This window comes from Myceligenerans pegani, from assembly GCF_014892515.1.
GTDB lineage: Bacteria > Actinomycetota > Actinomycetes > Actinomycetales > Cellulomonadaceae > Myceligenerans > Myceligenerans pegani.
Window position 1 is genome coordinate 144,035 of the sequence record NZ_JADBGR010000105.1, and the last position, 23,739, is coordinate 167,773.

The following is a 23,739-nucleotide window of genomic DNA, read 5'->3' on the forward strand; positions in this document are numbered from 1 at the left end:
GCCCACCCGGTGGCCCGCCGACCATGAGGTTGCCGACGCGATCATGAGGTTGTCTGCTCGTCCTTCTCGGGCGACGCGCGACAACCTCACGCCCATGTCGGCCTCAGACCATGCCGGCAACCTCATGCCTGGTGCTCTGCGCGGGTGGACGCCGTGCGCTCCGCGAGGGCGTCGCGGACCCGCTTCACGCTGGACCGGATGCCCCAGCGCTCGGCGAGGGCTTCGAGGGCGTCGTCGTCCGCCGGTGCGGCGGGCAGGGCGTCGTCGAACGCCGGCAGCGGGGCGTCGCGTGCCACCCGCACCACGCGGGGCGCGACGGCGAGGTAGTCCGCGGCCTCGACGAGGCGCTTGCGCTGGGTGGCGGTGAGGCCCCTGTCGGACTCGTCGTCGCGGGCGCGCAGGATACCGGCCAGGTCGCCGTAGCGTTCGAGCAGCTTGGCGGCGGTCTTCTCGCCGATACCGGGGACGCCGGGCAGGCCGTCCGACGGGTCGCCGCGCAGCGTCGCCATGTCCGCGTACGCCTGGCCGGTGGGCACCCCGTACCTCGCGGCGAGAGCCGCCTGGTCGACGACGTCGGGGTCGCGCACCCCGCGCGCGGGGTACAGCACGCGGACCCCCGCGGAGTCGTCGACGAGCTGGAACAGGTCGCGATCACCCGTGACGATGTCGACGCCCGACGACGGCGCACCGGGCGCGGTGCCGGACCGGCGCACCTCGCGCTCGGTGAGAGTGCCGATCACGTCGTCGGCCTCGTGACCGGGGATCCCGACGCGGGCGATCCCGAACGCGGCGAGCACCTCGACGATGACGGGGATCTGCGGGGCCAGCCCTTCGGGCACCACCTCGGTCCCCGCCGCCTCGTCCGCGACGCGGTGCGCCTTGTACGACGCGATGGCGTCGACCCGGAACGCCGGGCGCCAGTCGTCGTCCCAGCAGGCCACCACGCGGTCCGGTCGGTGCTCGGTGATCAGCCACGCGACCGTGTCCAGCAGGCCGCGGATCGCGTTGACGGGTTCGCCCTGGGGCGACCGCAGGGAATCGGGCACGCCGAAGAAGGCTCGGAAGTACAGGGACGCCGTGTCGAGCAGCATCAAGCTCATGGGGGTCAGCCTGCCACCCGTCACTGACATCGGCGCCGGCGATCGCGGATCCACCCGCCGAGCTCCCGTCACGAAAGTGGGCGAAAGTATCGAATGTTTCTACTTAAACGTTTGAAACGTTGACACCGACATCAACTGCCCCGAAGACTGCCGACCACGGCGCCACCTGCGCGCCTGATCCATCGATGACCGCACGAGGGAGTGCATTCCATGTCGAAATCGTTTACCAAGACTCGATCCGGGCCGAGTCGACGTCGTCGTCTGGCCCAGGTACTCGCGAGCGCGGGCGCCGCGCTCGCCCTGGTCGTGACAGCCGGCAACCCCGCCGCCGCGGTCGACCGCAACGAGGAGGGCAACCACGGCGGGTACTTCTACTCCTTCTGGACCGACACCCAGGGCAGCGTCACGATGAACCTGGGCTCCGGAGGCAACTACTCCACGCAGTGGAACGGCACGAACAACTTCGTGGCCGGCAAGGGCTGGAACCCCGGCAGCAACAGCCGCGTGGTGAACTACTCGGCGCAGTACAACCCCAACGGGAACTCCTACCTCACCCTGTACGGCTGGACGCGGAGCCCGCTGATCGAGTACTACGTCATCGAGTCCTGGGGCTCCTGGCGTCCGCCGGGCAGCGCCGACTACTACGGCACCGTCAACAGCGACGGCGGCACCTACGACATCTACCGCACCCAGCGGGTCAACCAGCCCTCCATCGACGGGACCGCGACCTTCTACCAGTACTGGAGCGTGCGGACCTCCAAGCGCACCAGCGGCACCATCACCTTCCAGAACCACGTGAACGCCTGGGCGCAGAACGGCCTGAACCTGGGCAACCACTACTACCAGATCATGGCGACCGAGGGTTACCAGTCCTCCGGCTCCTCCAACGTCACCGTCAGCGAGGGCTCCGGAGGCAACCCCGGTGACCCCGGTGACCCCGGCGGCGGTGGTGACGTCACCCGCCTGCAGAACGCCGAGACCGGCCAGTGCCTCGATCTCCCGGGAGGCAACACGGCGGACGGTACGCAGATGCAGACCTACTCCTGCTACCAGGGCGAGAACCAACGTTTCACCTTCACCTCCGCCGGGGAGATCACGGTGCGCGGGAAGTGCCTGGACGCCCCGTCGGGATCGAATGGTACGCGTTTGCAGATCTATTCGTGCAGCGGGAGCAACAACCAGAAGTGGACCCGCGAGTCCAACGGAGTGATCCGGAATCGGCAGCACAACGTGTGCCTCGACGTATGGAGCGGCGAGAACGGCTCGCCCGTGCAGCTCTACAGCTGCCACGGTGGGGCCAACCAGCGTTGGAACCGCATCTGACCCTCCGACGGCCGACTGACCGCGCGCCGGAGCGCGCCCGATGAGAGGCGGGGTGCCCGACGGGCATCCCGCCTCTCGCGTCAGACGATCACGCCGACGACGGCGATCCCGGCTGCCACCGCCGCCACCGTGGTGACGAGCGTGCCGATCGTGCTGACCAGTGCCAGCCGGACCCGGTTCGACCGGGCCAGGCGTACCACCTCCACCATGGCGGTGGAGAAGGTGGTGAATCCGCCGCACAATCCCGTGGCGAGGGCGAGCCGCGACGGCTCGACGGCGTCCGCCGTATGCCCGCCGAACAGCACGAATCCCGCGACGAAGCCGATGATCAGCGAGCCCAGCACGTTCACCACGAACGTGCCCCAGGGGAAGGCGCCGTGGTGCCGGGAGCGGATCACGCCGTCGAGCACGAAGCGCGCGGCGGCCCCGGCGGCGCCACCCGCGGCCACGAGGAGCAGCCCGGTCACCTGTCCGCCCCCGTCCCCACGGCACGGGACCGCCTCAGATACGCGGCACCGGCTCGCTCTCCGAGCACGACGCCGGCGAGGCAGCACAGTGCGCCGAGGACGAGCGACACCAGCACGTACGCGACCGCCACGCCCGCCTGTCCGCCGGACAGCAGGCGTTCGGTCTCCAGCGCGAGGGCCGAGTACGTCGTGAACCCGCCGAGGAAGCCCGTGCCCCCCGCAAGGCGCACGTTGCGCCGGACCGGAGTCTCCCTGCCGAGACGCGCCAGCGCCTCCAGGCCGAACCCGAGGGCGAACGCGCCGAGGAGGTTGACCGCGAGGGTGGCCAGCGGCCAGCCACCCGTCGTCCCGGCAGGCGGCAGGACGATCTCCGTGCCGTGTCGCGCGGCGGAACCGAGCGCGCCGCCGAGCGCGACCAGGCCGATGAGCGCCGGGCGCAGATGGGCGGGCAGCCTCCGGCGACCGCCCGGACCGGGTGGCGTCGGGGAAGGCTCGGAGGCCGGCGCACTCATCGAGGACCACGATGCCGCATGCGCCCCCACGCGCGCAGCGGTGTTCACGCCGGTTCCTCGCCGCCGAGCGGATGCTCGGGCAGGACGACCACCGGGCGGCGCTGGTCGTGGACCAGGTGGCCCGCCACCGTTCCGCCCACCATGCTCGTCGCCCAGCCGCGCAGGCCGGCCCGGCGGGCGCCGATCACGATCATCGCGGCGCTCACCTCGTCGGCGACCCGGGCAAGTTCCCGCGCCGGGTCGCCCGCACCGCGCACCGCCGACCAGGGCAGCCCGACGTCGGCCATCGAACGGTTCAGGCCGTCCAGCACGTCGGCGGCGTACCGGTCGTCGGACACCACGATGTCGGGATCCACCGACACCGCGAAGCCGTTCGGCTCGGTCACCGCGGTCTCGTCCACCCACAGGCAGACGATCTCGACGAGCGATCCCCCCAGGCTCTGCACGAGCGACGCGGCCCGGCGAGGGAGGTCCGGTTGCCTGTGGTCCACGCCGACCACGACGGATCTCATCGTCACGCCCTGAGGCTATCGGTCCGTTGTGATCCGCGTCACGACCGGTCAATCCAGGTGGTCCGCCAGGCCGAACAAGGGGAACAGGCGTTCGGGAGACCGGAACGTCGTGATGCCCGTGATCCTGTCCCCGTCGTTCTCCAGGACCGCCAGTCCCCAGGGGAACCAGCCGCCGTCCGGATCCGGCCGGTACTGCCCGTAGGCGAGCGAGCCGTTCGCACGCACCGGCACCAGACGGGAGCCGCGGCAGCCCGATCCGACGCCGAGCATCCACGCCCGGATGTCCTCCACGCCCTGGAGCCACATGGCGTACGGCGGCATGTTCATGATCGCGTCCTCACGCAGCAGCGCGCTGAGGCCGTCCATGTCATACCGCTCGAACGCGTCGATGTAGCGCTCCAGGAGCGCGCTCTCCTTCTCGGACGATTCGCTCCGCGGGGTGGAGGACGCGGCGTCCAGGTCGAGCGCACGGTCCGCCAGGGTGGCGCGGGCCCGCTGCAGCGCGCTGTTCACCGAGGCGACCGAGGTCTCCAGCAGTTCCGCAACCTCCTGGGCCGGCCAGCGCAGCACCTCCCGCAGCACCAGCACGGCGCGCTGCTTGGCGGGCAGCGTCTGCAACGCCGCGACGAACGCCAGCCGGACCGACTCCCGCGCGATCGCGGTGTCCGCGGGGTCGCCCGGTCCGGGCAGCACGCGGTCGTCGGGGACCGGCTCGATCCACCGCTCCTCCGGCAGCTCGGCGGCGAGGCTCTCCACCACCGGCGCCGACGGCGCCCCCAGGCCCATGGGGCGCTCACGCTTGGCGCGGCTCGAACCGAGCATGTCGAGGCAGACGTTGCCCGCGATGCGGTAGAGCCAGGTGCGGAGGGACGAGCGCCCCTCGAAGCGGTCGTAGGAGCGCCACGCGCGGAGCAGCGTCTCCTGAACCGCGTCCTCGGCGTCGAACGCGCCGCCGAGCATGCGATAGCAGTATCCGGTCAGCTCACGGCGGTGCTTCTCGAGTCCCGCGATGAGTTCCGGATCGATCTTCTCGGCGCCGGGCGCGACGCCTGTCGACTGTGCCATGGCTCACACGCTACGCCGAGGGTCTGACACTGACGAGGGTGCGGCGTCTTCTCACGGCTCCCGGTCGATCTCGAACCAGACGGTCTTGCCCCGCCGACGGGCCCGAGGGCTGCCCCTCGTCGCCTCGTCGATCCCCGTGCCGTCGTCGTCCACGTGGCGCTCCACGCCCCACCGGGACGCCAGCCGTTCCAGGAGCTGGATCCCCCGGCCGCCGAACTCCCGCACGTCCGGGTCCTTGAGCCGCGGCTGCACGGACGACCCGTCGCGGACGCCGACCCGGACCCGCGTGGGATCGATGTCGAGTTCCGCGCCGATCGGCGCCCGGCCGTGATCCAGCGCGTTCGTCAGGACCTCCGACGCGAGCAGCGTGATGGTGCGGCGCTGGGCCAGGGGGACCCCGCACGTCTCGAGCATGTCGTCGATCCAGAGCCGCGCGGGGGCGAGATCCGACAGGTCGTCCGCCACCTTGCGCTCCACGCGGGCGGTCCCCGGCTCGGAGCGGTTGCTCGGCATGGCCGCCATCCGTACCCGCACGGCGAGCACGGCGACGTCGTCGTGCTGGTCCTGGCCGATCAGCCGGCGCACGAGGGTGATCGGGAGGGCGGCCGTCGCCGTGTCGGCGAGGCCCGCCAGGGTCTTCTCCAGGCCGGAGAGCGCCTCGTCGTCCGAGGCCGAGTGCTGCTCCGTGAGCCCGTCGGTGTACAGCAGCAGGGTCTCGCCCGGCCGGAGCAGCGTCGCGTGATCGGTGCGGCGGATGCCCGGCACCACGCCGAGCATCATGTCGCTGCGCGCATCGAGCCGCTCCACGCTGCCGTCCCGGCGGAGCACGAGGGGCGGCGGGTGTCCCGCGCTCGACCAGGTGACCTCGTAGACGCCACCGCCGCGCTTGACACGGTCCAGGCGCACCAGCACGGCCGTGCCGGAGGCGTGCAGGCCCAGGCCGTGGTTCGCCTTGTCCAGCAGGCGCAGCAGTTCGGACGGCGCGGCGTCGTGGCTCCATGCGAGGGCGCGGAGCAGGGACCGGAGCTGGCCCATCGTGGCGGCGGCCTGCATGTCGTGCCCGGTGACGTCGCCCACCATGAAGATCGACGCCTCGTCGTCCAGCTTGACGGCGTCGTACCAGTCGCCGCCCACCTGATCGGACCGGGTGGCCGGGGAGTAGGTGCAGGCGAGGTCGAGGTGGGCGATCTGCGGCAGCCTGCTGAGCATGGACCGTTGCAGGGTGGTCGCCGCCCGGCGGCGCTCGTCGAGCAGCCACGCGCGCTCCAGCGCGTCCCCCGCGTACTGCGCGAGGGCCGCGCCGAGCGCGAACATGTCCTGGTCGCTGCGCGCCTCCCGCTCCCAGACGAAGATCACGACCCCGACGACGCCGCCCGGGTGGATGCCGAACGCGGTGCCGCTCGGCGAGAGCACGGGGAGGAACGCCCGCGCCCCCAGCCCGTGGTTGCTGTACGGCGCGACCTCGGGGAACGCGCTGATCAACGCGTCGTCCGACGCGAAGTAGAGAGGCTTCCCGGTGCGGACCACCTCGCAGACCGGGCGGGCGTCGGTGAGCCGTGCGTGCCGGAACGACGCCGGGAACCCGGGTTCGACATGGGCCAGCGAGGTGTAGGTGATCCCGCGGCGATCGGTGTCGACGAGCGCGAGGCCGCAGTAGCGGGCGCCGATGCCGGTGGTGCCGATGTCGGCGATGACGGCGTCGATGTCGTTCACGGACTGCGCGCCGGCGAACGCCTCGCTGAGGGAGAGGAGGAAGCGGCTGCGCCGGTTCGCGCGGACCGCGGCGTGCTGCACCCGCCGGGCGCGCTCCCGCTCGGCCTGGAGACGGGACTCCGCGCTGCAGGCGGCCGCGAGATCCTCGAGCGTGGCGAGCGCCTCCGGCGTCCAGCGCCGTGGCTGCTCGTCGACGGCGACGAGGGCGCCGATGGGCCGCCCCCGCAGATCGTGGACGGGAAAGCCCGCGTACGCGACGACGCCCAGGTCCCGCACGACGTGGCCCTCGCCGAACGTCCTGTCGACCCGGACGTCCTCGATCACCAGCGGCTTGTCCGCGTCGATCACCGGCAGGGCCAGGCCGGTACGGAGCCGGAGCGACTCGTCGTCCCGTGGCGCGTCCGGGCCGTGCGGATGCTTGCGATCGTGCTCGCCCCCGGCCGTGGCGCCGTCGTCGGCCAGGATCACGACGGCCGCGGCGGGCACGGCGAGATGACGGCGCACCAGTCGGGCGAACCGCTCGAAGGCTTCGTCGGCGGCCTGGGTCCCGAGGCCGACGTGCGCCAGGTCGTTCAGGGCCTGGAGGTCCGTCGGCATCTTCCCAGTATCACGGGAAACGTCCGGCCACGCCTGTCGGTGGGGGATATCGGCGGGATGACGCGCCGGAGCGACCCCGCCCGAGCCCGCCGCCTCGGCCGAACGCAGGTGTAGGTATTGCGATCCGCGTCACACCGCGCGCACACTGGACGAAGCATCGAACCCACAGTGGGGGTGGATCGTGACCGCAAGCGCTGGAACTTTCGACATGTTGCCGATGCTCGGACGCGGCAAGCACCGGAACCCCAAGAAGGGCGCGTGCTTCATGGAGCTCGCGTCGTTTCTCGCGGGTGAGCGATGGAGCGACCACCCATCGTGCACGCACCCGTTGGTGGCCATGCTCGCCCGCGCCGTCAACGACCTGACCTCGGATCACGCGCGCCCGCAGCTCGCGCCGCTGATCCCGTCCGTGATCGGGCTGACCAGCGACGACCAGCGCTGGGACGTCCGGATCGCGCTGCGCGCGGCCCAGGCCGCGCTGCCCATCTCGCCGGCCGACCGCCAGCAGACCCTCGCCGTGGCGATCTACGGCGCGGAGCGCATGCTCGACGTGCTGGACGAGAGGCCGTCGGGGACCCTCGCACCGGAATCGGTCGAGGCGCTCGCGTCGGTTCCCAAGACCGCCGCCTGGGCCGAGCGGTTCTGCGCGGGCACCACGGTTCGTCCGAAGCGGTTCGTCCGGGACGCCGCCCCGAGCGTCGTGTCGACGGCCGTCCAGGGCATCTCCGAGGCGTTCGTGCCCGACGTCGACGCCCGGCTGCGCAGCCTGCTCGCCGACACCATCGAGGACGCACGCCGGTGGGCCGGCAAGGCGGACAGCGCGGCGCTCGATCCCACCGAGTGGCGTCAGGTGGTCAAGGAGGCGCCCGTCGGGTGAGGCCACACGGTTTCACCCGGGAATCTGCGGCAATAGTGCATGACCTGAGCGAGGGGCTCCGTTAGCCTCGCAGGGGTGCAGCCCGAACCCGGACCGAACTTCCCGCCGCAGACCGAGCAGGTTCCGCCCGCCGCCGTACCCCCTGCCGCCGGCGCTCCGAGACGTCGCCGCACGGGAGCCGTGCTCGGCATCGTGGCCGTCGTGGCAGTGGCCGTGGCAGGCGCCGCGCTGGGCTGGTTCCTGCTGCGCGAACCGCCGATCCCGCCGCACGAGCCCGTCGCCGAGGAACTCGGCACCGCCCTCGGGTCGGGCGATCTGGCCGATTTCCCGGTGACGACCGAGACCTCGGTGGTTCCGGAGGAGCAGTACGAGGCCGTCTTCGCAGGCCTCGTCGAGTCCGTCGACGAGTACCAGGTCTCGCTGGCGGAGACGACGCCGGTCGAGGAGGCCGACGACGGCACGGCCTCGTTCACTGCCACCTATGCCTGGTCCTGGCCGTTCTCCGAGGACGACGTCTGGGAGTACACCACGGACGTCGAGTTCACCTACTCGGGCCCCGACGGGCGGGAGCCCGGCGAGTGGCGGGCGGCGTGGACCCCCGCGATCCTCGCACCCGAGCTGGAGTCCGGTGAGCGGCTGGCGGTCGAACGGATCGAGCCGCGGCGCGCCGACATCGTCGGTGCGGGCGGCGAGACCATCGTGACGGAGCGCGACGTCCTGACGGTGGGCGTGGACAAGTCACGGGTCGCCGCCTCCGAGTGGACCGCGACCGCGCAGACCCTGGCCGACCTGCTCGACTTCGGCGACGAGGCGCGAGCCGACCTCGTGGCGCGCACCGAGTCCTCCGGCGACAAGGCGTTCGTGCAGGCGATCGTCATCCGGGTGAGCGACCCGGACTACGACCGGCAGGCTCTCGAGGAGACCCCGGGCGTGCTGCTCATCCCGGGCACGCGCGCGCTCGCACCGACCGCCGAGTTCGCGCGCCCGATCCTCGGTACGACCGGCGAGGCCACCGCGGAGATCATCGAGGAGTCCGAAGGACGCGTCGAGGCGGGCGACATCGTGGGCGTCTCCGGGCTTCAGGCCGTCTACGACGAGCAGCTCGCCGGCACCCCGGGAATCCACGTCACCGCCGCGAAGGCGGACAGCGACGACGAGCCGCGCGAGCTGTGGGCGAACGAGGGGAAGGACGGCGAGCCGCTCGAGCTGACCCTCGACGTGGCGATGCAGCAGCACGCCGAGCAGGTGCTCGCCGAGGCCGGCGAGGACTCACCGAGTGCGATCGTGGCGGTCGACGCCACGACCGGCGGTGTCCTGGCGGCGGCCTCCGGCGAGGGGAGCCAGGGGTACAACACGGCGATGCTCGGGCAGTACCCGCCGGGGTCCACGTTCAAGATCGCCTCCGCCCTGGGCATGCTCCGCAACGGGCTCACACCGGACAGCACCGTTTCGTGCCCCGAGCAGATCGTGGTGGGCAAGGAGTTCGACAACGTCGACGGCTACCCGGCGAGCGCGCTCGGCGACGTGCCCTTCCGCACCGCGTTCGCCCACTCGTGCAACACCGCGATGGTGGGCCAGCACGAGCTGGTGTCGCAGCAGGACCTGCACGACGCCGCCGCGTCGCTCGGCCTCGGGCTGGAGGCGTCCCGTCTCGGGGCAGCCGGCTACCTGGGCGAGGTCCCCGCCGACGACATCAGCGAGGCCGACCACGCGGCGTCGTTCATCGGGCAGGCGCGCGTCCTCGCGTCGCCGCTCGCCATGGCGACGGTCGCCGCGAGCGTCGCGGCCGGTCACACCGTGAGCCCGATGCTCGTGGTCAGCGACGAGACCGAGGGCGCCGAGGTGCCGTCGAGCACGCTGCGGGAGAACGAGGCCGCCACGCTCCGCGAGCTCATGGGCGGTGTGGTCCAGGAGGGGTCGGCGAGGGAGGCTCTCGCGGGCGTCTCGGGGGTGGTCGGCGCGAAGACCGGCAGCGCCGAGGGCAACGACGGCAGGACGAACGTCTGGATGGTCGCGATCAAGGGCGACATCGGCGTGGCCGTGTTCGTCGAGGACGGGGACTTCGGGTCCACCACGGCCGGCCCGATCATGCGCGCCTTCCTGACGGGAAGCTGACGCCTGACGGGAAGCTGACGCGGTCGGGCCGGCCGGGAACGCCGATCTGGTCCGGCTCGGCCCGACCGGCCCGGCCGGCCCGAGCCGCCCGGTCTGTCAGGCCGTCTTGATCCAGCCTTCCTGGGCGCAGGTGGCCTTGAACGACTCGATGCCGGTCACCACGTCCTGCGGCCGGGCGGGGCTGCCCTGCTTGGCCTGGTCGAACGGTGCGCGGATGCGCTCGAGGTGCGTGGTGAGCTTCTTCGGCGAGAGGCCGACCAGCGACGAGATCTGGTTGCTCATCTTGGAGACCTGTCCCTGGGTGGTGGACGGGTCGAGCGGCCGGGCGATCACGGGTGCGAGCGACCGCACCTTGCCGGCGAGCGGGGAGCGCCCGCCGAAGAAGGCGTCACAAGCTCCGATGACGTCATAGACCTGGCTGAGTCCGACCTGCGTGTCCGGCGCCGTCAGATCGATCCGGCTGTCCCCGGAGGGGGTCGCCTCGGGTGTGCTCGTGGACTCGCCGGCCTGGGCGCCGGCCACGGAACAGCCGCTCAGCAGGAGTACGCCTGCGACGGCGGCAGCGGTGATGGGGGTACGCATGTGAAGGATCTTTGTCGGTCCGCGTAACGTTTCCAAACCTGTGATATGGCGGGTTTATGCCATCTGTATGGCATAAACCCGCCATGGTGAGGGTGTGTTCAGCTCCTGCCGCCGCCCGGGTCCGCCGCGCTGCGGAGAACGGCGAGGCGGCTGCGGTACTCGGACTCGTCGATCTCGCCGCGGGCGTAGCGCTCGCCGAGGATCGCGACCGGGTCCGTCCCGGCCTGCCGCGCCCACGGCGGGCCCTGCCGGAACCCGCGCCGGGCCGACCGTGCGATGAGCACGACGATCGCCACGACGAGCAGGAACCACAGGATCGGGAAGATGATGAACCAGCCGGGGCCACCGCCCCAGCCGTCGTACGGCATGTGCGCAGCGACCTGCGCGAGGGTGTTCATATCGGGCTCCTCCAGTGTGCGACTCCGGTGCGCGGCCCGAGATCGGGCCGCGGACGTCGGCGCGGTCCGCGCCGGCGGCCGGATCTCCGGCCACATCGCCAGTCTTCTCCGGAGGCACCCGGCCGTCGTCGGCCCCACGTACCGTCGCGGCTACCCCGTCCGTACCGGTCAGAGCTCCCCGTCCCAGCCGGGCCGGACGAGGCCCGACTCGTACGCGACGACGACGAGCTGGGCGCGGTCGCGCGCGGCGAGCTTCGTGAGCACCCGTGACACATGGGTCTTCACCGTGGACTCCGACAGGTAGAGCTTGCGGGCGATCTCGTCGTTGGCCAGCCCGCCCGCGACCTCCACGAGCACCTCGCGCTCCCGCGGCGTCAGCTCGTCCAGGCCGGGCGGCGCCGGCACGTCCCGCGCGGCCCCGGCGACCCGGGCGAGGAGTCGGCGCGTCACGCTGGGTGACAGGAGCGCCTCGCCCGACGCCGCCACCCGCACCGCCCGTACGAGGTCGGCCGGCTCGGTGTCCTTCACGAGGAAGCCCGTGGCGCCCGCACGGATGGCCTCGGTGACGTACTCGTCGAGCTCGAACGTCGTCACGACGACCACGTGCACGCCCGCCGCGCGTGGGTCCGCGGCGATCCGGCGGGTCGCCGCCAGGCCGTCCGCGCCGGGCATCCGGATGTCCATGAGGACGACGTCGGGCAGGTGCTTCAGCGCCAGGGAGACGGCGTCGTCGCCGGTCGCGGCCTCGGCCACGACACGCATGTCCGGCTCGGAATCCACGAGGGCGCGGAACCCGCCGCGGACCAGGGCCTGGTCGTCGGCGAGCAGGACGTCGATCATGCGGGGTCTCCTCGGTGCTGGTGGGTCGTGTCGCGGCCGGGCGCTGGGCCGATGTCGCGATCGGGTGCGGGATCGGTGTCGCGGCCGGATGCGGCATCGTGGTCCGATGTGGCGTCGTGGTCCAGTGCCGCGTCGTGGTCCGGCGCGGCGTCGTGCCCGGGAGCGGCGTCCGGCAGGGGGAACGAGGCTCGTACGAGCCAGCCGACGTCGTCCGGCCCGGCCTCCAGCGTGCCGCCGAGCGCCTCGACCCGTTCCCGCATTCCCCGCAGCCCGTATCCCCCACCGCCGGTGCCGGGTGCGCCGCGGCCGTCGTCGGACACGGCGACGAGGCACGACGTGCCGCTCCGTCGCACCGATACGGCGACCCGGCTGGCGCCCGCGGCGTGCCGCCGGATGTTGGTCAGGGCCTCCTGCACCACGCGGTGCACCGCGCCGGCGATGCGGTCCGGCAGTCCCGGTGCGTCGACCTCGAGCGTCACCGAGAGCCCTTCCGCACGGGTCTGTGCGGCCAGCCGTTCCAGCCCTGACAGGTCCCAGGTCGGGGCGAGTGGCGCGGCGGCCATGTCCGCGGACGACGGCGGTCCGGGGTTCCCGGGCGGTCGGGTGCGGTCGGCGTCCGCGACCACCGGCACGTCGCCCGCCTCCATGCGGACGATCCCGAGGACCGTGCGGACCTCGGCGAGGGCGTCGCGGCTCGTGTCGCGGATCGAGGTGAGGGCCGTGCGGGCCTGGCCGGGGTCGCGGTCGAGCAGGTGCAGGCCGACACCGGCCTGCACGTTGATGCCGGACAGGGAGTGGGCGAGGACGTCGTGCAGTTCGCGGGCGATGCGCAGCCGCTCGGCCGTGACGGCGGTGCGCTCGCGCTCGGCGGCGCTCGCCCGGGCCGCTGCCCGGGCGGCGGCCCGCCGAGCGACGCGGTCCCGGATCGCGCCTGCCACCAGGAGGGCGACGACGAGCCAGGCGGTGCCCGCGACGAGGCCGGCCGACGAGAGGCCCACGACGGGCTCCAGGGGCCCGCCCTCGCCCGGGCCGCCGTGGGGACCCCACATGCCGGAGCGCCCCGGTGGCCCGTCCCACGACGCACCCCGGAAGACGGGCGGGCTGAGCGTCGCGACCGTGACGATCGTGCCGAGAAGCAACGCGGAACCCGCCCAGGCGATCAGCCGCCCGCGGCGGGCCGGACCGCACAGGATGATCGCGGCCAGCAGGACCACCGGCGCGGCGATCGCCGGCCCCCAGGGATAGCCCGCGAGGAGATAGGCACCGGTGACGCCGATCGAGGAGGCCGCCGCGGTAGCGGGGCGCCGGGGCAGGAGGAAGACGATCGCGAGGGGCGTGGCGAGGAGCAGGGCCAGTGCGCCGACGTCGAACGGGCGGGCGTCGGGCTGGCCGAACCCGGCTCCCAGGCTCCCGAGGGCGGTCACGCCGACGACGGCGACCGCGACGAAGATCCGCGCGCGCCGCCGTTCCAGCGGCCCGCGGTCCGCGGTGGCCGGAAGCGGGCGGCCCCCCTCGAGCGACATGCTCGCCACGCTAGCCGGACGCGCCGCCGACCGCGTCACCCTGGAGTGCCATCCGGCCCGGCACCGCGGAGGGCGGGCCGGCGTGCGGTCGGCCAGTTGTCGAGTGGTCGGCCCGATGTCGTTGCGGTCGGCACCTCAAGGGACCGACCGCACGGACAACGGACCGACTGCTCGACGACGGACCGACCGCTGCCGCGCGTCAGGCGAAGCGGGTCGTGCGTTCCGTGACCTGGCGGGCGCCCCGGCCGCCGTCGGCCTCGTAGTCCCAGCGGTAGACCTCCGTGCCCGTGATGAAGACACGCTCGGCGCGCTGCACGGAATCGAACGGGTCGCCGGACCACAGGACGACGTCGCCGTCGAGACCCGGCGCGATGGCGCCGACCCGGTCGTCGAGCCCGAGGAACGACGCCGGGTTGGTGGTGATCGCCGCGAGCGCGGTCTCGCGCGGGAGGCCGTCGCGGGCGGCGAACGAGGCCTGGTGCACCAGGAAGTCGATGGGAATGACGGGGTGGTCCGTGGTGATCGCGACGCGCACGCCGGCGGCGGCCATCTTCGCGATGTTCACGTTGGCGCGCCGGCGCACCTCGACCTTGGAGCGGGACACGAACATCGGGCCGTAGATGACGGGGATGTCCTTCTCGGCGAGGACGTCCGCGATCAGGTGTCCCTCCGTACCGTGGTTGACCACGAGGCGGTAGCCGAACTCCTCCGACAGCCGGATGGCGGTGGCGATGTCGTCCGCGCGGTGGGTGTGCTGGTCCCAGGCGAGCTCACCCGCGAGCACGCGCGCGAGAGTCTCCTTGCCGAGGTCGCGCTCGAACGGTTCGCCCTTGGCCTCGGCGGCGTCCCGCTTCGCCACGTAGTTCTGCGCGTCGACGAACGCCTTGCGGATCACGTGTGCGGTGCCGAGACGGGTGGACGGCAGCTTGTTCTGGTCGCCGTAGACGCGCTTGGGGTTCTCGCCGAGTGCCGACTTCACGGACACGGAGTCGCTGATCACCTGCTCGTCGATGACGCGGCCGCCCCAGGTCTTGATCGCGACGGTCTGGCCGCCGATCGGGTTGCCCGAGCCCGGTTTCAGGACCGCGCTGGTCACGCCGCCGGCGAGGGCGTCGCGGAAGCCGTCGTCCTCGATGTTCACCGCGTCGAGCGCGCGGAGCGCGGACCCGTCCGGGTCGGTCATCTCGTTCGTGTCGTTCCCGGCCCAGCCCTCACCCTCCTCGTGGGTGCCGATGTGGCCGTGGGCCTCGACGAAGCCGGGGAGGAGCCACTTGCCCGACCCGTCGACGACGGGCGTGCCCTCGGGGATCGTGACGTCCCGGCCGACGGCGGTGATCGCGCCGTTCTCGATCAGGACGGTGCCGTTCTCGACGGGGGCCGAGGCGACGGGGACGACGTAGGCGCCGGTGATGGCGACGCTGGAGCGAGTTGTCATGGGCAACATCATGGCGTGGCCAGGGCCGTGGTCCGCAAGGAATTCCCGCCGTGATCCCGGGGCCGGATTTCACCCTGTGAGTTCGGAAGACGCAGTAGGCTCCGGGCGGACGTTCAACGTGAAGGAGACTCGACGTGGCATCCCGAACCCTCGGCAGGTTCCTGGGCGACACCTGGGGAACGCGCATCATCCGGTTGCTGTTCACGATCGGGGCGGTGCTGACCGTGGCGTCGCTCGCGCTCATCCCCGCCGCGCTGGGCCAGGCGGGTGCCGCGGAGGACCTGCTGTCCGATGGCGCCCGCGCCACCGCGACCGGTGCGGAGGGCCGCGCCGAGGTGCGGGAGAGGCTCCGCGACGGCATGGACCGGCGCGAGGTCATGGACCCGGAGGTGCGGGCGACGGTCGCCCTCCCCGACGGGTCGCAGCAGCTCACCCTCAACGATCCCGAGGGCGCGCCGGAAACCGCGTACCAGGAGAACTGGGCCCCGGCGCCCGCGCCCTACGAGGGTTCGTTCGAGGTGGCCTACGACCCGTCCGACCCGGCCGGCACCGTCATGGCCGTGACCGACGCCGAGGAGAAGGCCGGTTACACGCCCGTCGGGAACGTCGTCCTCGCGGTGTTCTTCCTGGTGTGGACGCTGGCGTTCGCATACCCCTTCTACCGCACCTTCAAGAAGCAGACGGAACCGGCGCAGGCGTAGACGTCACCCCGCCGGAACGTTCTGTTCCAGCTCGGCCAGCCACGTCGTCGCCCGGGCGTCCGACGGCATCCGCCAGTCGCCGCGCGGCGAGAGGGTGCCGCCGGCCAGGACCTTCGGCCCGTTCGGGATCGCGGACCGCTTGAACTGGTTCGCGAAGAACCGGCGCAGGAAGACCTCCAGCCAGCGCCGGATCGTCGCCAGGTCGTACGCCGTCCGGTCGGCGTCGCGGTAGCCCGGCGGCCAGGCTCCGCCGTCCGGGTCACGCCACGCGTGCCAGGCGAGGAACGCGATCCGGCTCGGCCGCATCCCGTAGCGCAGGGTCCAGAACAGGGAGAAGTCCTGCAGCGCGTACGGCCCCACCGACGCCTCCGTGGACTGCGGTGCCTCGCCCTCGTGGGCCGGGATGAGTTCCGGCGTGATCTCCTGGTCGAGGATCTCGGCGAGCACCGCGTTCGTCCCCGAGCCCGCCTCCCCGAGCTGCTCCGTGTCGATCGCCCAGCGGATCAGGTGCTGGATCAGCGTCTTCGGCACACCGGTGTTGACCGCGTAGTGCGACATCTGGTCGCCCACACCGTACGTCGCCCAGCCGAGCGCCAGCTCCGACAGGTCGCCCGTGCCGAGCACGATGCCGCCGCGGTGGTTCGCCAGCCGGAACAGGTAGTCGGTGCGCAGGCCGGCCTGCACGTTCTCGAAGGTGACGTCGTACTGCCGCGCACCGGCCGAGTACGGGTGGTCGAGGTCCTTGAGCAGCTGCTCGGCGGCGGGCTTGATGTCGATCTCCTCGAAGGTCACGCCCAGCGCCCGGGACAGCCGGGTGGCGCGCTCCTTCGTCTCCGGCGACGTGGCGAAGCCCGGCAGCGTGAAGGCGTGGATGTCGCCGCGGGGACGGCCGAGCCGGTCCATCGCCTTCGCGGCCACGACCAGCGCGTGCGTGGAGTCGAGGCCCCCGGACACCCCGATGATCACCTTGGGCGAGCCGATCGCCGTCAGCCGCCGCTCCAGCCCGCTGACCTGGATGTTGTACGCCTCGTAGCAGTCCTGCGCGAGCCGATCGGCGTCGTCGGGCACGAACGGGAAGCGGTCGACGGCGCGCCGCAGGCCGATGTCGCCCGACGGCGGCGCGGCCGTGAACGTGATCTCGCGGAAGATGTCCGACGACGCGGCGCTCCGCGCCGTGGTCGCCCAGCCTGCCGCGCCGCCCGCTCCCGCCGCGCCACGACCGCCGTCGTACGTGATGCCGAGCGATCTGGCGTTGTCGTCGAAGCTGCCCTGCCGCTGCCGCTCCTGGCGGATGCGGTCGAGGTCGACGTCGACGACCGTGCGGCGCGCACCGTCCGGGAAACGTTCCGTCTCGCCGAGCAGGTCACCGCACTCGTAGACCATCGTCTGGCCGTCCCAGGACAGGTCAGTCGTCGACTCCCCCTGGCCGGCCGCCGTGTAGGCGTAGGCGGCGCTGCAGCGCGAGCTCGCGCTGCGCACCAGGAGCCGACGGTCCTCGGCGCGCGCCACGGTGATCGGGCTGGCACTGAGGTTGAGCAGCACGGTCGCCCCGGCGAGGGCGGCGCGGGCCGACGGCGGCACCGGGACCCACAGGTCCTCGCAGACCTCGACGTGGACCGCGAGCCCGGGCACGTCGTCGGCGCGGAAGATGAGATCGGTGCCGAGGGGTACCTCCTCACCGAGGAGGCGCGTCGTGGCGTGCTCGATGCCGGCGCCGGAGGCGAAGTGCCGCTTCTCGTAGAACTCGCGGTAGTTCGGCAGGAAGGACTTCGGCGCAACGCCGAGAATGCGCCCGCGATGCAGGACGACGGCGCAGTTCAGCAGCCGGTTCCCATGCCGCAGCGGTGCGCCGACGACGAGCACCGGAGCCAGCCCCGCCCCCTCGGTGAGGAGGTGGCGCAGGGCATCCAGCACGCCGTCGAGGAGGGAGTCCTGCAGGAGCAGGTCGTCGATCGCGTAGCCGGACAGGCACAGCTCCGGGAAGACGGCGACCGCCACGCCCTCGTCGTGGCAGGCGCGAGCCTGCTCCAGGACCGCCGCGGCGTTCGCGGCCGGGTCGGCGGGCGTGACCGGGACGGTGCACGCCGCGACGCGGGCGAAGCCCTGGGCGTACGCGTTGTAGAAGTCCACGCCTCCGAGTCTAGGTTCGTCGGATCGACGGTCAGCGGACCGCCGGCGCGTTGCTTCGGACACGGCTTCGGGCGATCAGCGCGACAACGGCCGGGAGCAGCAGGATCGCTCCCGCGATGTTGACGGCCTGGAACCCGCCGAGCGCCAGGACCGGTCCGGCCAGCGCGGCGGCGCCCGCACCCGCGTAGTTCATCAGGGCGTCGCAGGCGCCCTGGAGCGGGACCCTGACACGTGCCTCGCCGACGCTCGCCAGCATGGCCGACGTCGCGATGACGGAGGCCGACCAGCCGAGCCCCAGCAGTACGAGGGCGAACGCGGTCACGACGCTCGCTGCCGGGTCCGGCCCCGCGGCCGCGTGGCCGGCGGCGGTCGAGTGGTCGGCAGCGGCGCCGTCGGCCATGACCGCGGCGACGAACCCCATCACCACGGACACCGCCTGCACCACCAGGCCGACGACGGCGGTCCGCACGGCGCCCCAACGGTCCGCGAGCCAGCCGAACACCGGGCTGAGCGCGAACATGCCCAGCACGTGCAGGCTGATCACGATCCCGACGAGTTCCAGCGACATCCCGCCGTGCTGCATGTGCAGCGGCGTCATCACCATCACCATGATCATCACGGCATGGGCGACCGCCATCGTCACCACCGCGAACCGGGGGCGGCCGTGACCCCACGCCCAGGCGAGTGCGCGGAGCGCGGTGGCGGGAGGACCGCCCGGAGCGGTCTTGTCCGGCGCCGTCGACGCCACGGGTGGTGGCGTGCCGGTGGTCGTGGTCGCCGCGGAGGCCCTCGCACCGGCAGCCGGCGCGCTCGTGGGGTTCGCGCCCGCGGTTGTCTTGTCCGCGGCCGGCCTGTCCGCCGTCGTGGCCGTTGCCGACGAGTCGGCGGCTGTCGGGCCGGTGGTGCCCGGCGGTGGCCCCGGATCCCGGTAGAGCATCCCGACGACGAGCCCGGCCAGCACGTACCCGGCGATGGCGAAGAGGTACGGCCCGGACAGCTCGGGCACGCCGGAAGCCCGGCCCAGCACCGCTCCCGGCGCGGCGAGGTTCGGGCCGGCCACCGACCCGACCGTTGTCGCCCAGACGACGATCGCCATGGTCCGCGCCCGGGTCGCCGTGCTCGCGTTGTCCGCGGCGGCGTACCGGGACTGCAGGTTGGCGGCGTTGGCCACGCCGTACAGCGCCATCGCGGCCAGGAAGAGCAGCGCCAGATGCAGCACCGCGGCCACGACGATGAGCACCCCGCCGATTGTCGCGAGACCGTATCCCCAGGTCAGGGCGAACCTCCGGCCGCGCCGGGCGGCGGTTCCGGCGAGCGGGACGGCGGCCACCGCGGCGCCGAGAACGCTCGCCGCCTGGGCCAGACCGCCCATGGAGGTACCGCCCAGCTGCTCGGCCAGCAGCGCCCCGACCGCGGCCCCGGAGGCGACGCCGATCCCGCCCAGCAGGTTGCTCACGACGAGGACGGCCGTGTTGCGGCGGCCGTGGGGTGGTACTGCTGCTGCTGCTGGGGCCAGGTCGGTCATCTGCTCGCTCTCGCTGCGTTGTTCTCGACACACCGTAGACGCAGACACCGACATCGCCGGGCGCTCGCCGGCAAGCCGATGCGGCCGGGTACGTGGCGATGAACGGCCGCGCGGGGTTCGAACCGCCGTGCCGGGGCCGACGGCCGCGTCCGGCACGTGCGGGGACGTGGCGAAGCGCACGGCCGCAAAGGCTGTGGAAGTGTCCGGGTCCCGGAGTAGGGTGCGGAACATGCCTGAAGTTGTCACCCCGGCCGACTCGCGCGCCGCCACCGGCCCGCGCGCAGGCGTCCGGATCGCCGTCCTGCTCGTCGCGGCGTGCGTTGCGTGCCTGAGCGTCGCCGGGATCTTCCTGATCGCGTCGCCGCCCGCGTCCGCGCACGATCAGCTGCTGTCGAGCGACCCCGCCGACGGTGACGAGCTCGACGCCATGCCCGAGGCCATCGCGCTGACGTTCTCCGGTGAGCCCTTGGCGACCGGTGCCGAGGTGGTTCTCACCGGGGAGGACGGCACCCCCGTCGCCCTCCACGACCTCACCGTGGACGGAGTCGTGCTCACGGCCTCGACGCCGTCCACACTGCCCGGCGGCGAGTACGACGTGGCCTGGCACATCGTGTCCGGGGACGGGCACCCGCTGGAGGGGGCGTTCTCCTTCACCGTCGATGCGCCGGGGCCGTCGGGGGAACCCACGGAAGAACCGGCCCAGGAGGAACCCTCCGAGGGCGCGGCCGGCGGAACCGAGCCGGCGGAGGACGCCGAACAGCCGGCGGGAGCAGCTGACGACGCGGCGGTCGCGCCCGGCACCCCGGCCGGCATCCCGAGCGGGGTCGCGGCGCTCGCGGTCTTCGGTGGCCTCGCCGTGGTCGTCGTCGTGCTCGTGGTGAGGTGGCGCAGGATGGAGAACGACGCGATGACGCGCAAGCGCGGCCGCGGCGGCGATTCTGCAGGTGGCGGCTCTGCGGACGGCAGCTCGGACGGTGACGGGAAGTCCTCCTCCGCCGGCGGCGACAGCGGCTCGGGAGGCGACGGCGGTTCGGGCGGCGGCGACTGACCTGCACCCGGCGGCGTCGGCCGGACCGCTCCGGGAGAGCGTCACGAACGCCTGTTCGGAGTTTCATGTCCGGGCCGTGGGCCCGTCAGTGAAGCGTTGGTGAGGTCTTCGTCACGTGACGACTCGCGGCAGAAATGCGGTTCTTCGCGATTTTCTGCCGATCTGCTGGCATGATCGGACATCGACGTCGGCGTGACGGCCGACTCGTGTCCGAAGAAGGGAACCGCATGTCGCTCAACAAGACCGAGCTCGTCTCGGCCATCGCGTCCAAGTCCGGCCTCACGAAGGCTGACGCTGACAAGGCGCTCGACGCCTTCCAGGAGGTGCTGATCGAGTCGCTCGGCAAGGGCGAGGCCGTCAAGGTGACGGGCCTGTTCTCGGCCGAGCGTGTCGAGCGCGCTGCCCGGACCGGCCGCAACCCGCGGACGGGCGAGGAGATCCAGATCCCCGCCAACTTCGGTGTGAAGATCAGCGCGGGCTCGCTCCTGAAGAAGGCTGTCGCGAAGTGACGCGACGCTGACCCGCTCAGCGACCGCTGAGCTGATCGGCACAAGGAGGCCCGGCACACCTCGAGGGTGCCGGGCCTCCGGTCTGTCCGGACCCCGTCCGACGGTTACAGGTCTCCCTTGCGCTCCAGGTACCGCATCGCGACCCAGCCCAGCGGGATCCGCCCCCAGTAGGTGACCACCCGGTACAGCAGCGCACCCGACACGGCCAGCGCCGGCGAGAGCCCCGCCGCGGCGAGTCCGGCCGTCATCGCGCCCTCGACGCCGCCGAGGCCGCCCGGCGTGGGCAGGAGCGCCCCGAGCGCGTTGCCGACCAGGTACACCAGCGCGACGTCGACGAGCGGCAGCGACTCCCCGAGGGCGCGCAGGCAGGCGTCGAACGTCAGCGCGTAGCCCAGCGTCATCACGAGGTTCCCGGCGACGCCCACGGCCAGCCTTCCGGGGTGCGACAGCATGGAGGCGAGACGCGGCCACACCTGCCGGATGCGTGGCCGGACGAACTCCAGCGCCCACCGCCGGACGCGGGGCACGAGCAGCACCGCCACCACCGCCGCGGCCACGGCGCCCAGGGCGATGAGGACCGACGCCGAGGGCAGCTCGACCAGCACGCCCTCCCCCGTGAACACCGACATCACGATCAGCAGCAGCACCGTCACGACGAACTGCGACACCTGCACGAGCGCCACCGTCGCGACCGCCATCGACATCGGCACGGCCCGCTGGGTCAGCAGCCGCAGGTTCAGGGCGGCGGGTCCTATCCCGGCCGGGGCCGCCAGCGCCACGAAGGAGCCGGCGGCCTGCGTGAGCGTGGCGCGGAACAGCGACACACGGGTGGGGGAGAACGCCACGAGCGTCAGGGCGGCGCCGAACCACGTGATGAGCCCGAACGCGTAGGCGACGGCCACCCACCAGGGGTTCGCCCCCCGGACGGCGTCGGCGATCTGCTCGAAGCTGATCGTGCCGACCACCACCGCCACGGCCACGATCGTGAGCGTGAGCATGACGACGGTGCGCGCGCCGAACCGGGTGATCCGCTGCGGCTGGATGTCCGCCTCGGGGAGGTGCTCCACGATGGCGTCCCGCAGCTCACCGATCAGCCCCTTCTGTGCGCGCAGTGCCTCGCGGGTGGGCCGCGGCAGCGCGATCGACTGGATGAGGGGACCGATGGCGGCGATGTCCTCGTCGGGCAGCGCGCGCACCGCCGACGCGACCGCGCGTCGCGCGCCCACCTTGACCGACAGCAGCGCGAGCATCTGCACCAGGTCGAGGCGGCGGGAGAGCGGGCTCGAGGCGATGTCGCCCTGTTCCCAGCCGGTGAGCCACACGTGCGGGTGCCCGTCGTCGTCCCGGTGCACGAGCAGTACGTCCGGGGCCAGGGCGCGATGGGTCAGGCCGGCGCCGTGCGCGCGGCCGAGCTGGTCCCACGCCTCGGCGAGCACCTCCGCGTCGACGTCGTCCACGGGCACCTCCGCCAGCGGCGTCGCCCCCTGGGGATGCTCCAGCACGAGGGCCACGGAATCGCCGGCCTCGCCGATGCCGTGCAGCCGTGGCGTGCGCACCCCGGCGGCCATCGCGGCGTACGACAGGAGTGCGTGACGCTCGGCCACCGCCTTGAGCGAGATCGCCGCGCGGCCCTCGATCCCGCGCAGTCGCAGCGCCCGCCACAGGCGTGTCACCGTGCCGACCACCTGACGGTCGCCGTCGAGCACGACGACGTCGCGGCGCACGCCGTCGTCGGTGAACAGCGCGTACACGCGCGTGTCGCGGGTCCTGGCAAGGGCCAGCGTGGCGGGGTCCGACGGCGGTTCGGGCCGGGCCGACCGCACGTCGTCCCCACGCGGTGCGCTCAGGACGCTCACCGGGACGCGCGTGGTGGCGCCGCCGGTCCCGTCCACCTCCATGACCGATTCCGTCGTGAGGGGGCCGCCGTCGTCCTCGGATTCACGCGTGCCCTCGGGCTGGCGCGCGTCGTCGGACCTGCGCTCGGCGTCGTCCGACAGCGCGCGCACGCGGACCAGGGCCTGGGGCCGGAACCCCGCACGCCGGACCGCCGTGACGAGGTCGGGTCCGTAGGCCCGCTCGCTGCGGACACCCGAGACGTACTGCACGGCCTGGCCGACGGTCCGCCCGAGGAGCAGCGCGACGAGCACCCCGGGCAGCGACACCTGTCCCGTGATGAGGACGATGAGCAGCGCGGCGAACAGCAGGTTCCACGACCACCGGACGGTCCGGCGGCGGGTCGCCGGCCCGGCCACCGTGAGCAGCGCGGTGAGCGCCACGGCGTAGGTCGGGATGATGAGCTGATAGCCCTCGCCCAGCACCCAGACCGACATGCCGCGGACCAGGTCGTCGCTGCCCAGGTAGCGCACGGCGAGACCGAACAGGATCCCGATGACGAGGCCGCTGATGCCGGCCACGATCGACTCCACGACCTGGCGGCCGAGCCGGCGCAGGCCGAGCTCCGCGAGAACCGCCACGGGGCCGAGGATGGCCACCACGCCCTGCAGCACCACCACGGGGATGAACAAGATGTCTGCCACGAGGTCGTTGAAGTTCCGCACGTCCTCGGTGACGCCCTCGGTGGTGCCGTGCGCCGCGACCGACATCACGAGGACGAGGACGACGCCGAGCGCGCTGACCACCAGGCCGAGCAGGTCACGCGGGTGCCGGACGCGGACCTCCGGCGTGTCCACGACGCGGACCACACTCACGGGATCGGCCCGCTCGGTCGCGTGGGACATACTCGCGAGTCTATGGCGGTGGCCTCCGG

The 23,739-nt window shown here is 72.6% G+C and carries 20 protein-coding genes; 6 read left to right on the plus strand and 14 right to left on the minus strand.

Annotation, left to right across the window (positions count from 1 at the left end):
• Positions 1-122: 122 nt before the first annotated feature.
• Positions 123-1,100 carry a 5'-3' exonuclease gene (locus tag IIE03_RS19900; RefSeq protein ID WP_192864504.1) on the minus strand — a complete coding sequence of 326 codons (978 nt, stop codon included), beginning with the start codon at positions 1,098-1,100 and terminating at the stop codon, positions 123-125.
• A 210-nt stretch (positions 1,101-1,310) separates the two neighbouring features.
• On the opposite strand from IIE03_RS19900, the gene IIE03_RS27155 reads away from it, so the two are divergent.
• Positions 1,311-2,423: a glycoside hydrolase family 11 protein gene (locus IIE03_RS27155; RefSeq protein WP_192864505.1), complete on the plus strand. Its 1,113-nt coding sequence runs from the start codon at positions 1,311-1,313 to the stop codon at positions 2,421-2,423.
• Positions 2,424-2,503: 80 nt separating this feature from the next.
• Here the strand turns inward: IIE03_RS27155 and IIE03_RS19910 are convergent, their stop codons facing one another.
• Genes IIE03_RS19910 through IIE03_RS19930 form a run of 5 tightly spaced genes read right to left on the minus strand, consistent with a single transcriptional unit; the run spans position 2,504 to position 7,289 of the window.
• Positions 2,504-2,890 carry a fluoride efflux transporter FluC gene (locus IIE03_RS19910; RefSeq protein ID WP_192864506.1) on the minus strand — a complete coding sequence of 129 codons (387 nt, stop codon included), beginning with the start codon at positions 2,888-2,890 and terminating at the stop codon, positions 2,504-2,506.
• Complete coding sequence (locus tag IIE03_RS19915) at positions 2,887-3,450, minus strand: fluoride efflux transporter FluC (protein ID WP_318843088.1); 564 nt, start codon at positions 3,448-3,450, stop codon at positions 2,887-2,889. Before IIE03_RS19915 ends, IIE03_RS19910 begins: the two co-directional genes overlap by 4 nt.
• Complete coding sequence (locus IIE03_RS19920) at positions 3,447-3,914, minus strand: universal stress protein (RefSeq protein WP_225998078.1); 468 nt, start codon at positions 3,912-3,914, stop codon at positions 3,447-3,449. Before IIE03_RS19920 ends, IIE03_RS19915 begins: the two co-directional genes overlap by 4 nt.
• A gap of 48 nt (positions 3,915-3,962) precedes the next feature.
• Positions 3,963-4,979, minus strand: coding sequence for a sigma-70 family RNA polymerase sigma factor (locus IIE03_RS19925; RefSeq protein WP_192864508.1), 1,017 nt, complete (start codon positions 4,977-4,979; stop codon positions 3,963-3,965).
• A 51-nt stretch (positions 4,980-5,030) separates the two neighbouring features.
• Positions 5,031-7,289, minus strand: coding sequence for a SpoIIE family protein phosphatase (locus IIE03_RS19930; RefSeq protein ID WP_192864509.1), 2,259 nt, complete (start codon positions 7,287-7,289; stop codon positions 5,031-5,033).
• A 208-nt stretch (positions 7,290-7,497) separates the two neighbouring features.
• On the opposite strand from IIE03_RS19930, the gene IIE03_RS19935 reads away from it, so the two are divergent.
• Together IIE03_RS19935 and IIE03_RS19940 are read left to right on the plus strand one after the other, a co-directional pair.
• Complete coding sequence (locus tag IIE03_RS19935; protein ID WP_225998046.1) at positions 7,498-8,166, plus strand: hypothetical protein; 669 nt, start codon at positions 7,498-7,500, stop codon at positions 8,164-8,166.
• Positions 8,167-8,241: 75 nt separating this feature from the next.
• Positions 8,242-10,281, plus strand: coding sequence for a penicillin-binding transpeptidase domain-containing protein (locus IIE03_RS19940; RefSeq protein ID WP_192864510.1), 2,040 nt, complete (start codon positions 8,242-8,244; stop codon positions 10,279-10,281).
• A 96-nt stretch (positions 10,282-10,377) separates the two neighbouring features.
• On the opposite strand, the gene IIE03_RS19945 is transcribed toward IIE03_RS19940, so the two are convergent.
• From IIE03_RS19945 to IIE03_RS19965, 5 genes are all read right to left on the minus strand, one after another.
• Positions 10,378-10,863: a hypothetical protein gene (locus tag IIE03_RS19945; protein ID WP_192864511.1), complete on the minus strand. Its 486-nt coding sequence runs from the start codon at positions 10,861-10,863 to the stop codon at positions 10,378-10,380.
• 98 nt (positions 10,864-10,961) lie between these two features.
• Positions 10,962-11,261 (minus strand): SHOCT domain-containing protein, encoded by a 300-nt coding sequence (locus IIE03_RS19950; protein ID WP_192864512.1) that lies wholly within the window; start codon positions 11,259-11,261, stop codon positions 10,962-10,964.
• Positions 11,262-11,429: 168 nt separating this feature from the next.
• On the minus strand, positions 11,430-12,101 hold the full coding sequence (locus IIE03_RS19955) for a response regulator (protein ID WP_192864513.1): 672 nt from the start codon (positions 12,099-12,101) through the stop codon (positions 11,430-11,432).
• Positions 12,098-13,624, minus strand: a complete 1,527-nt coding sequence (locus tag IIE03_RS19960) for a sensor histidine kinase (RefSeq protein ID WP_192864514.1) — start codon at positions 13,622-13,624, stop codon at positions 12,098-12,100. Before IIE03_RS19960 ends, IIE03_RS19955 begins: the two co-directional genes overlap by 4 nt.
• A 199-nt stretch (positions 13,625-13,823) precedes the next feature.
• Entirely contained in the window at positions 13,824-15,059 is a 1,236-nt protein-coding gene (locus IIE03_RS19965; protein WP_192864515.1) for an amidohydrolase, read from the minus strand.
• Between the two features lie 134 nt (positions 15,060-15,193).
• Between IIE03_RS19965 and IIE03_RS19970 the strand changes: the two genes are divergently transcribed.
• Positions 15,194-15,760, plus strand: a complete 567-nt coding sequence (locus tag IIE03_RS19970) for a hypothetical protein (protein ID WP_192864516.1) — start codon at positions 15,194-15,196, stop codon at positions 15,758-15,760.
• Between the two features lie 3 nt (positions 15,761-15,763).
• On the opposite strand, the gene IIE03_RS19975 is transcribed toward IIE03_RS19970, so the two are convergent.
• Positions 15,764-17,890 (minus strand): NAD(+) synthase, encoded by a 2,127-nt coding sequence (locus IIE03_RS19975; RefSeq protein WP_192864517.1) that lies wholly within the window; start codon positions 17,888-17,890, stop codon positions 15,764-15,766.
• Between the two features lie 31 nt (positions 17,891-17,921).
• The gene (locus IIE03_RS19980) at positions 17,922-19,415 is read right to left on the minus strand and encodes an MFS transporter (RefSeq protein ID WP_192864518.1); all 1,494 of its coding nucleotides are present in this window, start codon (positions 19,413-19,415) and stop codon (positions 17,922-17,924) included.
• Between the two features lie 229 nt (positions 19,416-19,644).
• Between IIE03_RS19980 and IIE03_RS19985 the strand changes: the two genes are divergently transcribed.
• The gene (locus IIE03_RS19985) at positions 19,645-20,463 is read left to right on the plus strand and encodes a copper resistance CopC family protein (protein ID WP_192864519.1); all 819 of its coding nucleotides are present in this window, start codon (positions 19,645-19,647) and stop codon (positions 20,461-20,463) included.
• A gap of 227 nt (positions 20,464-20,690) precedes the next feature.
• A complete protein-coding gene (locus tag IIE03_RS19990; RefSeq protein ID WP_123816084.1) occupies positions 20,691-20,972 on the plus strand; it encodes an HU family DNA-binding protein in 282 nt (93 codons plus the stop codon).
• A 104-nt stretch (positions 20,973-21,076) separates the two neighbouring features.
• On the opposite strand, the gene IIE03_RS19995 is transcribed toward IIE03_RS19990, so the two are convergent.
• Complete coding sequence (locus tag IIE03_RS19995; RefSeq protein ID WP_192864520.1) at positions 21,077-23,710, minus strand: lysylphosphatidylglycerol synthase transmembrane domain-containing protein; 2,634 nt, start codon at positions 23,708-23,710, stop codon at positions 21,077-21,079.
• Positions 23,711-23,739: the final 29 nt, after the last annotated feature.

Excerpts from the sequence above, each read along its gene's own strand:
- IIE03_RS19935 (WP_225998046.1), top strand. The coding sequence starts at position 7,498 with ATGTTGCCGATGCTCGGACGCGGCAAGCACCGGAACCCCAAGAAGGGC.
- IIE03_RS19925 (WP_192864508.1), bottom strand. The coding sequence starts at position 4,979 with ATGGCACAGTCGACAGGCGTCGCGCCCGGCGCCGAGAAGATCGATCCG.
- IIE03_RS19965 (WP_192864515.1), bottom strand. The coding sequence starts at position 15,059 with ATGACAACTCGCTCCAGCGTCGCCATCACCGGCGCCTACGTCGTCCCC.
- IIE03_RS19985 (WP_192864519.1), top strand. The coding sequence starts at position 19,645 with ATGCCTGAAGTTGTCACCCCGGCCGACTCGCGCGCCGCCACCGGCCCG.
- IIE03_RS19990 (WP_123816084.1), top strand. The coding sequence starts at position 20,691 with ATGTCGCTCAACAAGACCGAGCTCGTCTCGGCCATCGCGTCCAAGTCC.
- IIE03_RS19930 (WP_192864509.1), bottom strand. The coding sequence starts at position 7,289 with ATGCCGACGGACCTCCAGGCCCTGAACGACCTGGCGCACGTCGGCCTC.
- IIE03_RS19960 (WP_192864514.1), bottom strand. The coding sequence starts at position 13,624 with ATGTCGCTCGAGGGGGGCCGCCCGCTTCCGGCCACCGCGGACCGCGGG.
- IIE03_RS27155 (WP_192864505.1), top strand. The coding sequence starts at position 1,311 with ATGTCGAAATCGTTTACCAAGACTCGATCCGGGCCGAGTCGACGTCGT.
- IIE03_RS19995 (WP_192864520.1), bottom strand. The coding sequence starts at position 23,710 with ATGTCCCACGCGACCGAGCGGGCCGATCCCGTGAGTGTGGTCCGCGTC.
- IIE03_RS19955 (WP_192864513.1), bottom strand. The coding sequence starts at position 12,101 with ATGATCGACGTCCTGCTCGCCGACGACCAGGCCCTGGTCCGCGGCGGG.
- IIE03_RS19945 (WP_192864511.1), bottom strand. The coding sequence starts at position 10,863 with ATGCGTACCCCCATCACCGCTGCCGCCGTCGCAGGCGTACTCCTGCTG.
- IIE03_RS19920 (WP_225998078.1), bottom strand. The coding sequence starts at position 3,914 with ATGAGATCCGTCGTGGTCGGCGTGGACCACAGGCAACCGGACCTCCCT.
- IIE03_RS19980 (WP_192864518.1), bottom strand. The coding sequence starts at position 19,415 with ATGACCGACCTGGCCCCAGCAGCAGCAGCAGTACCACCCCACGGCCGC.
- IIE03_RS19900 (WP_192864504.1), bottom strand. The coding sequence starts at position 1,100 with ATGAGCTTGATGCTGCTCGACACGGCGTCCCTGTACTTCCGAGCCTTC.
- IIE03_RS19950 (WP_192864512.1), bottom strand. The coding sequence starts at position 11,261 with ATGAACACCCTCGCGCAGGTCGCTGCGCACATGCCGTACGACGGCTGG.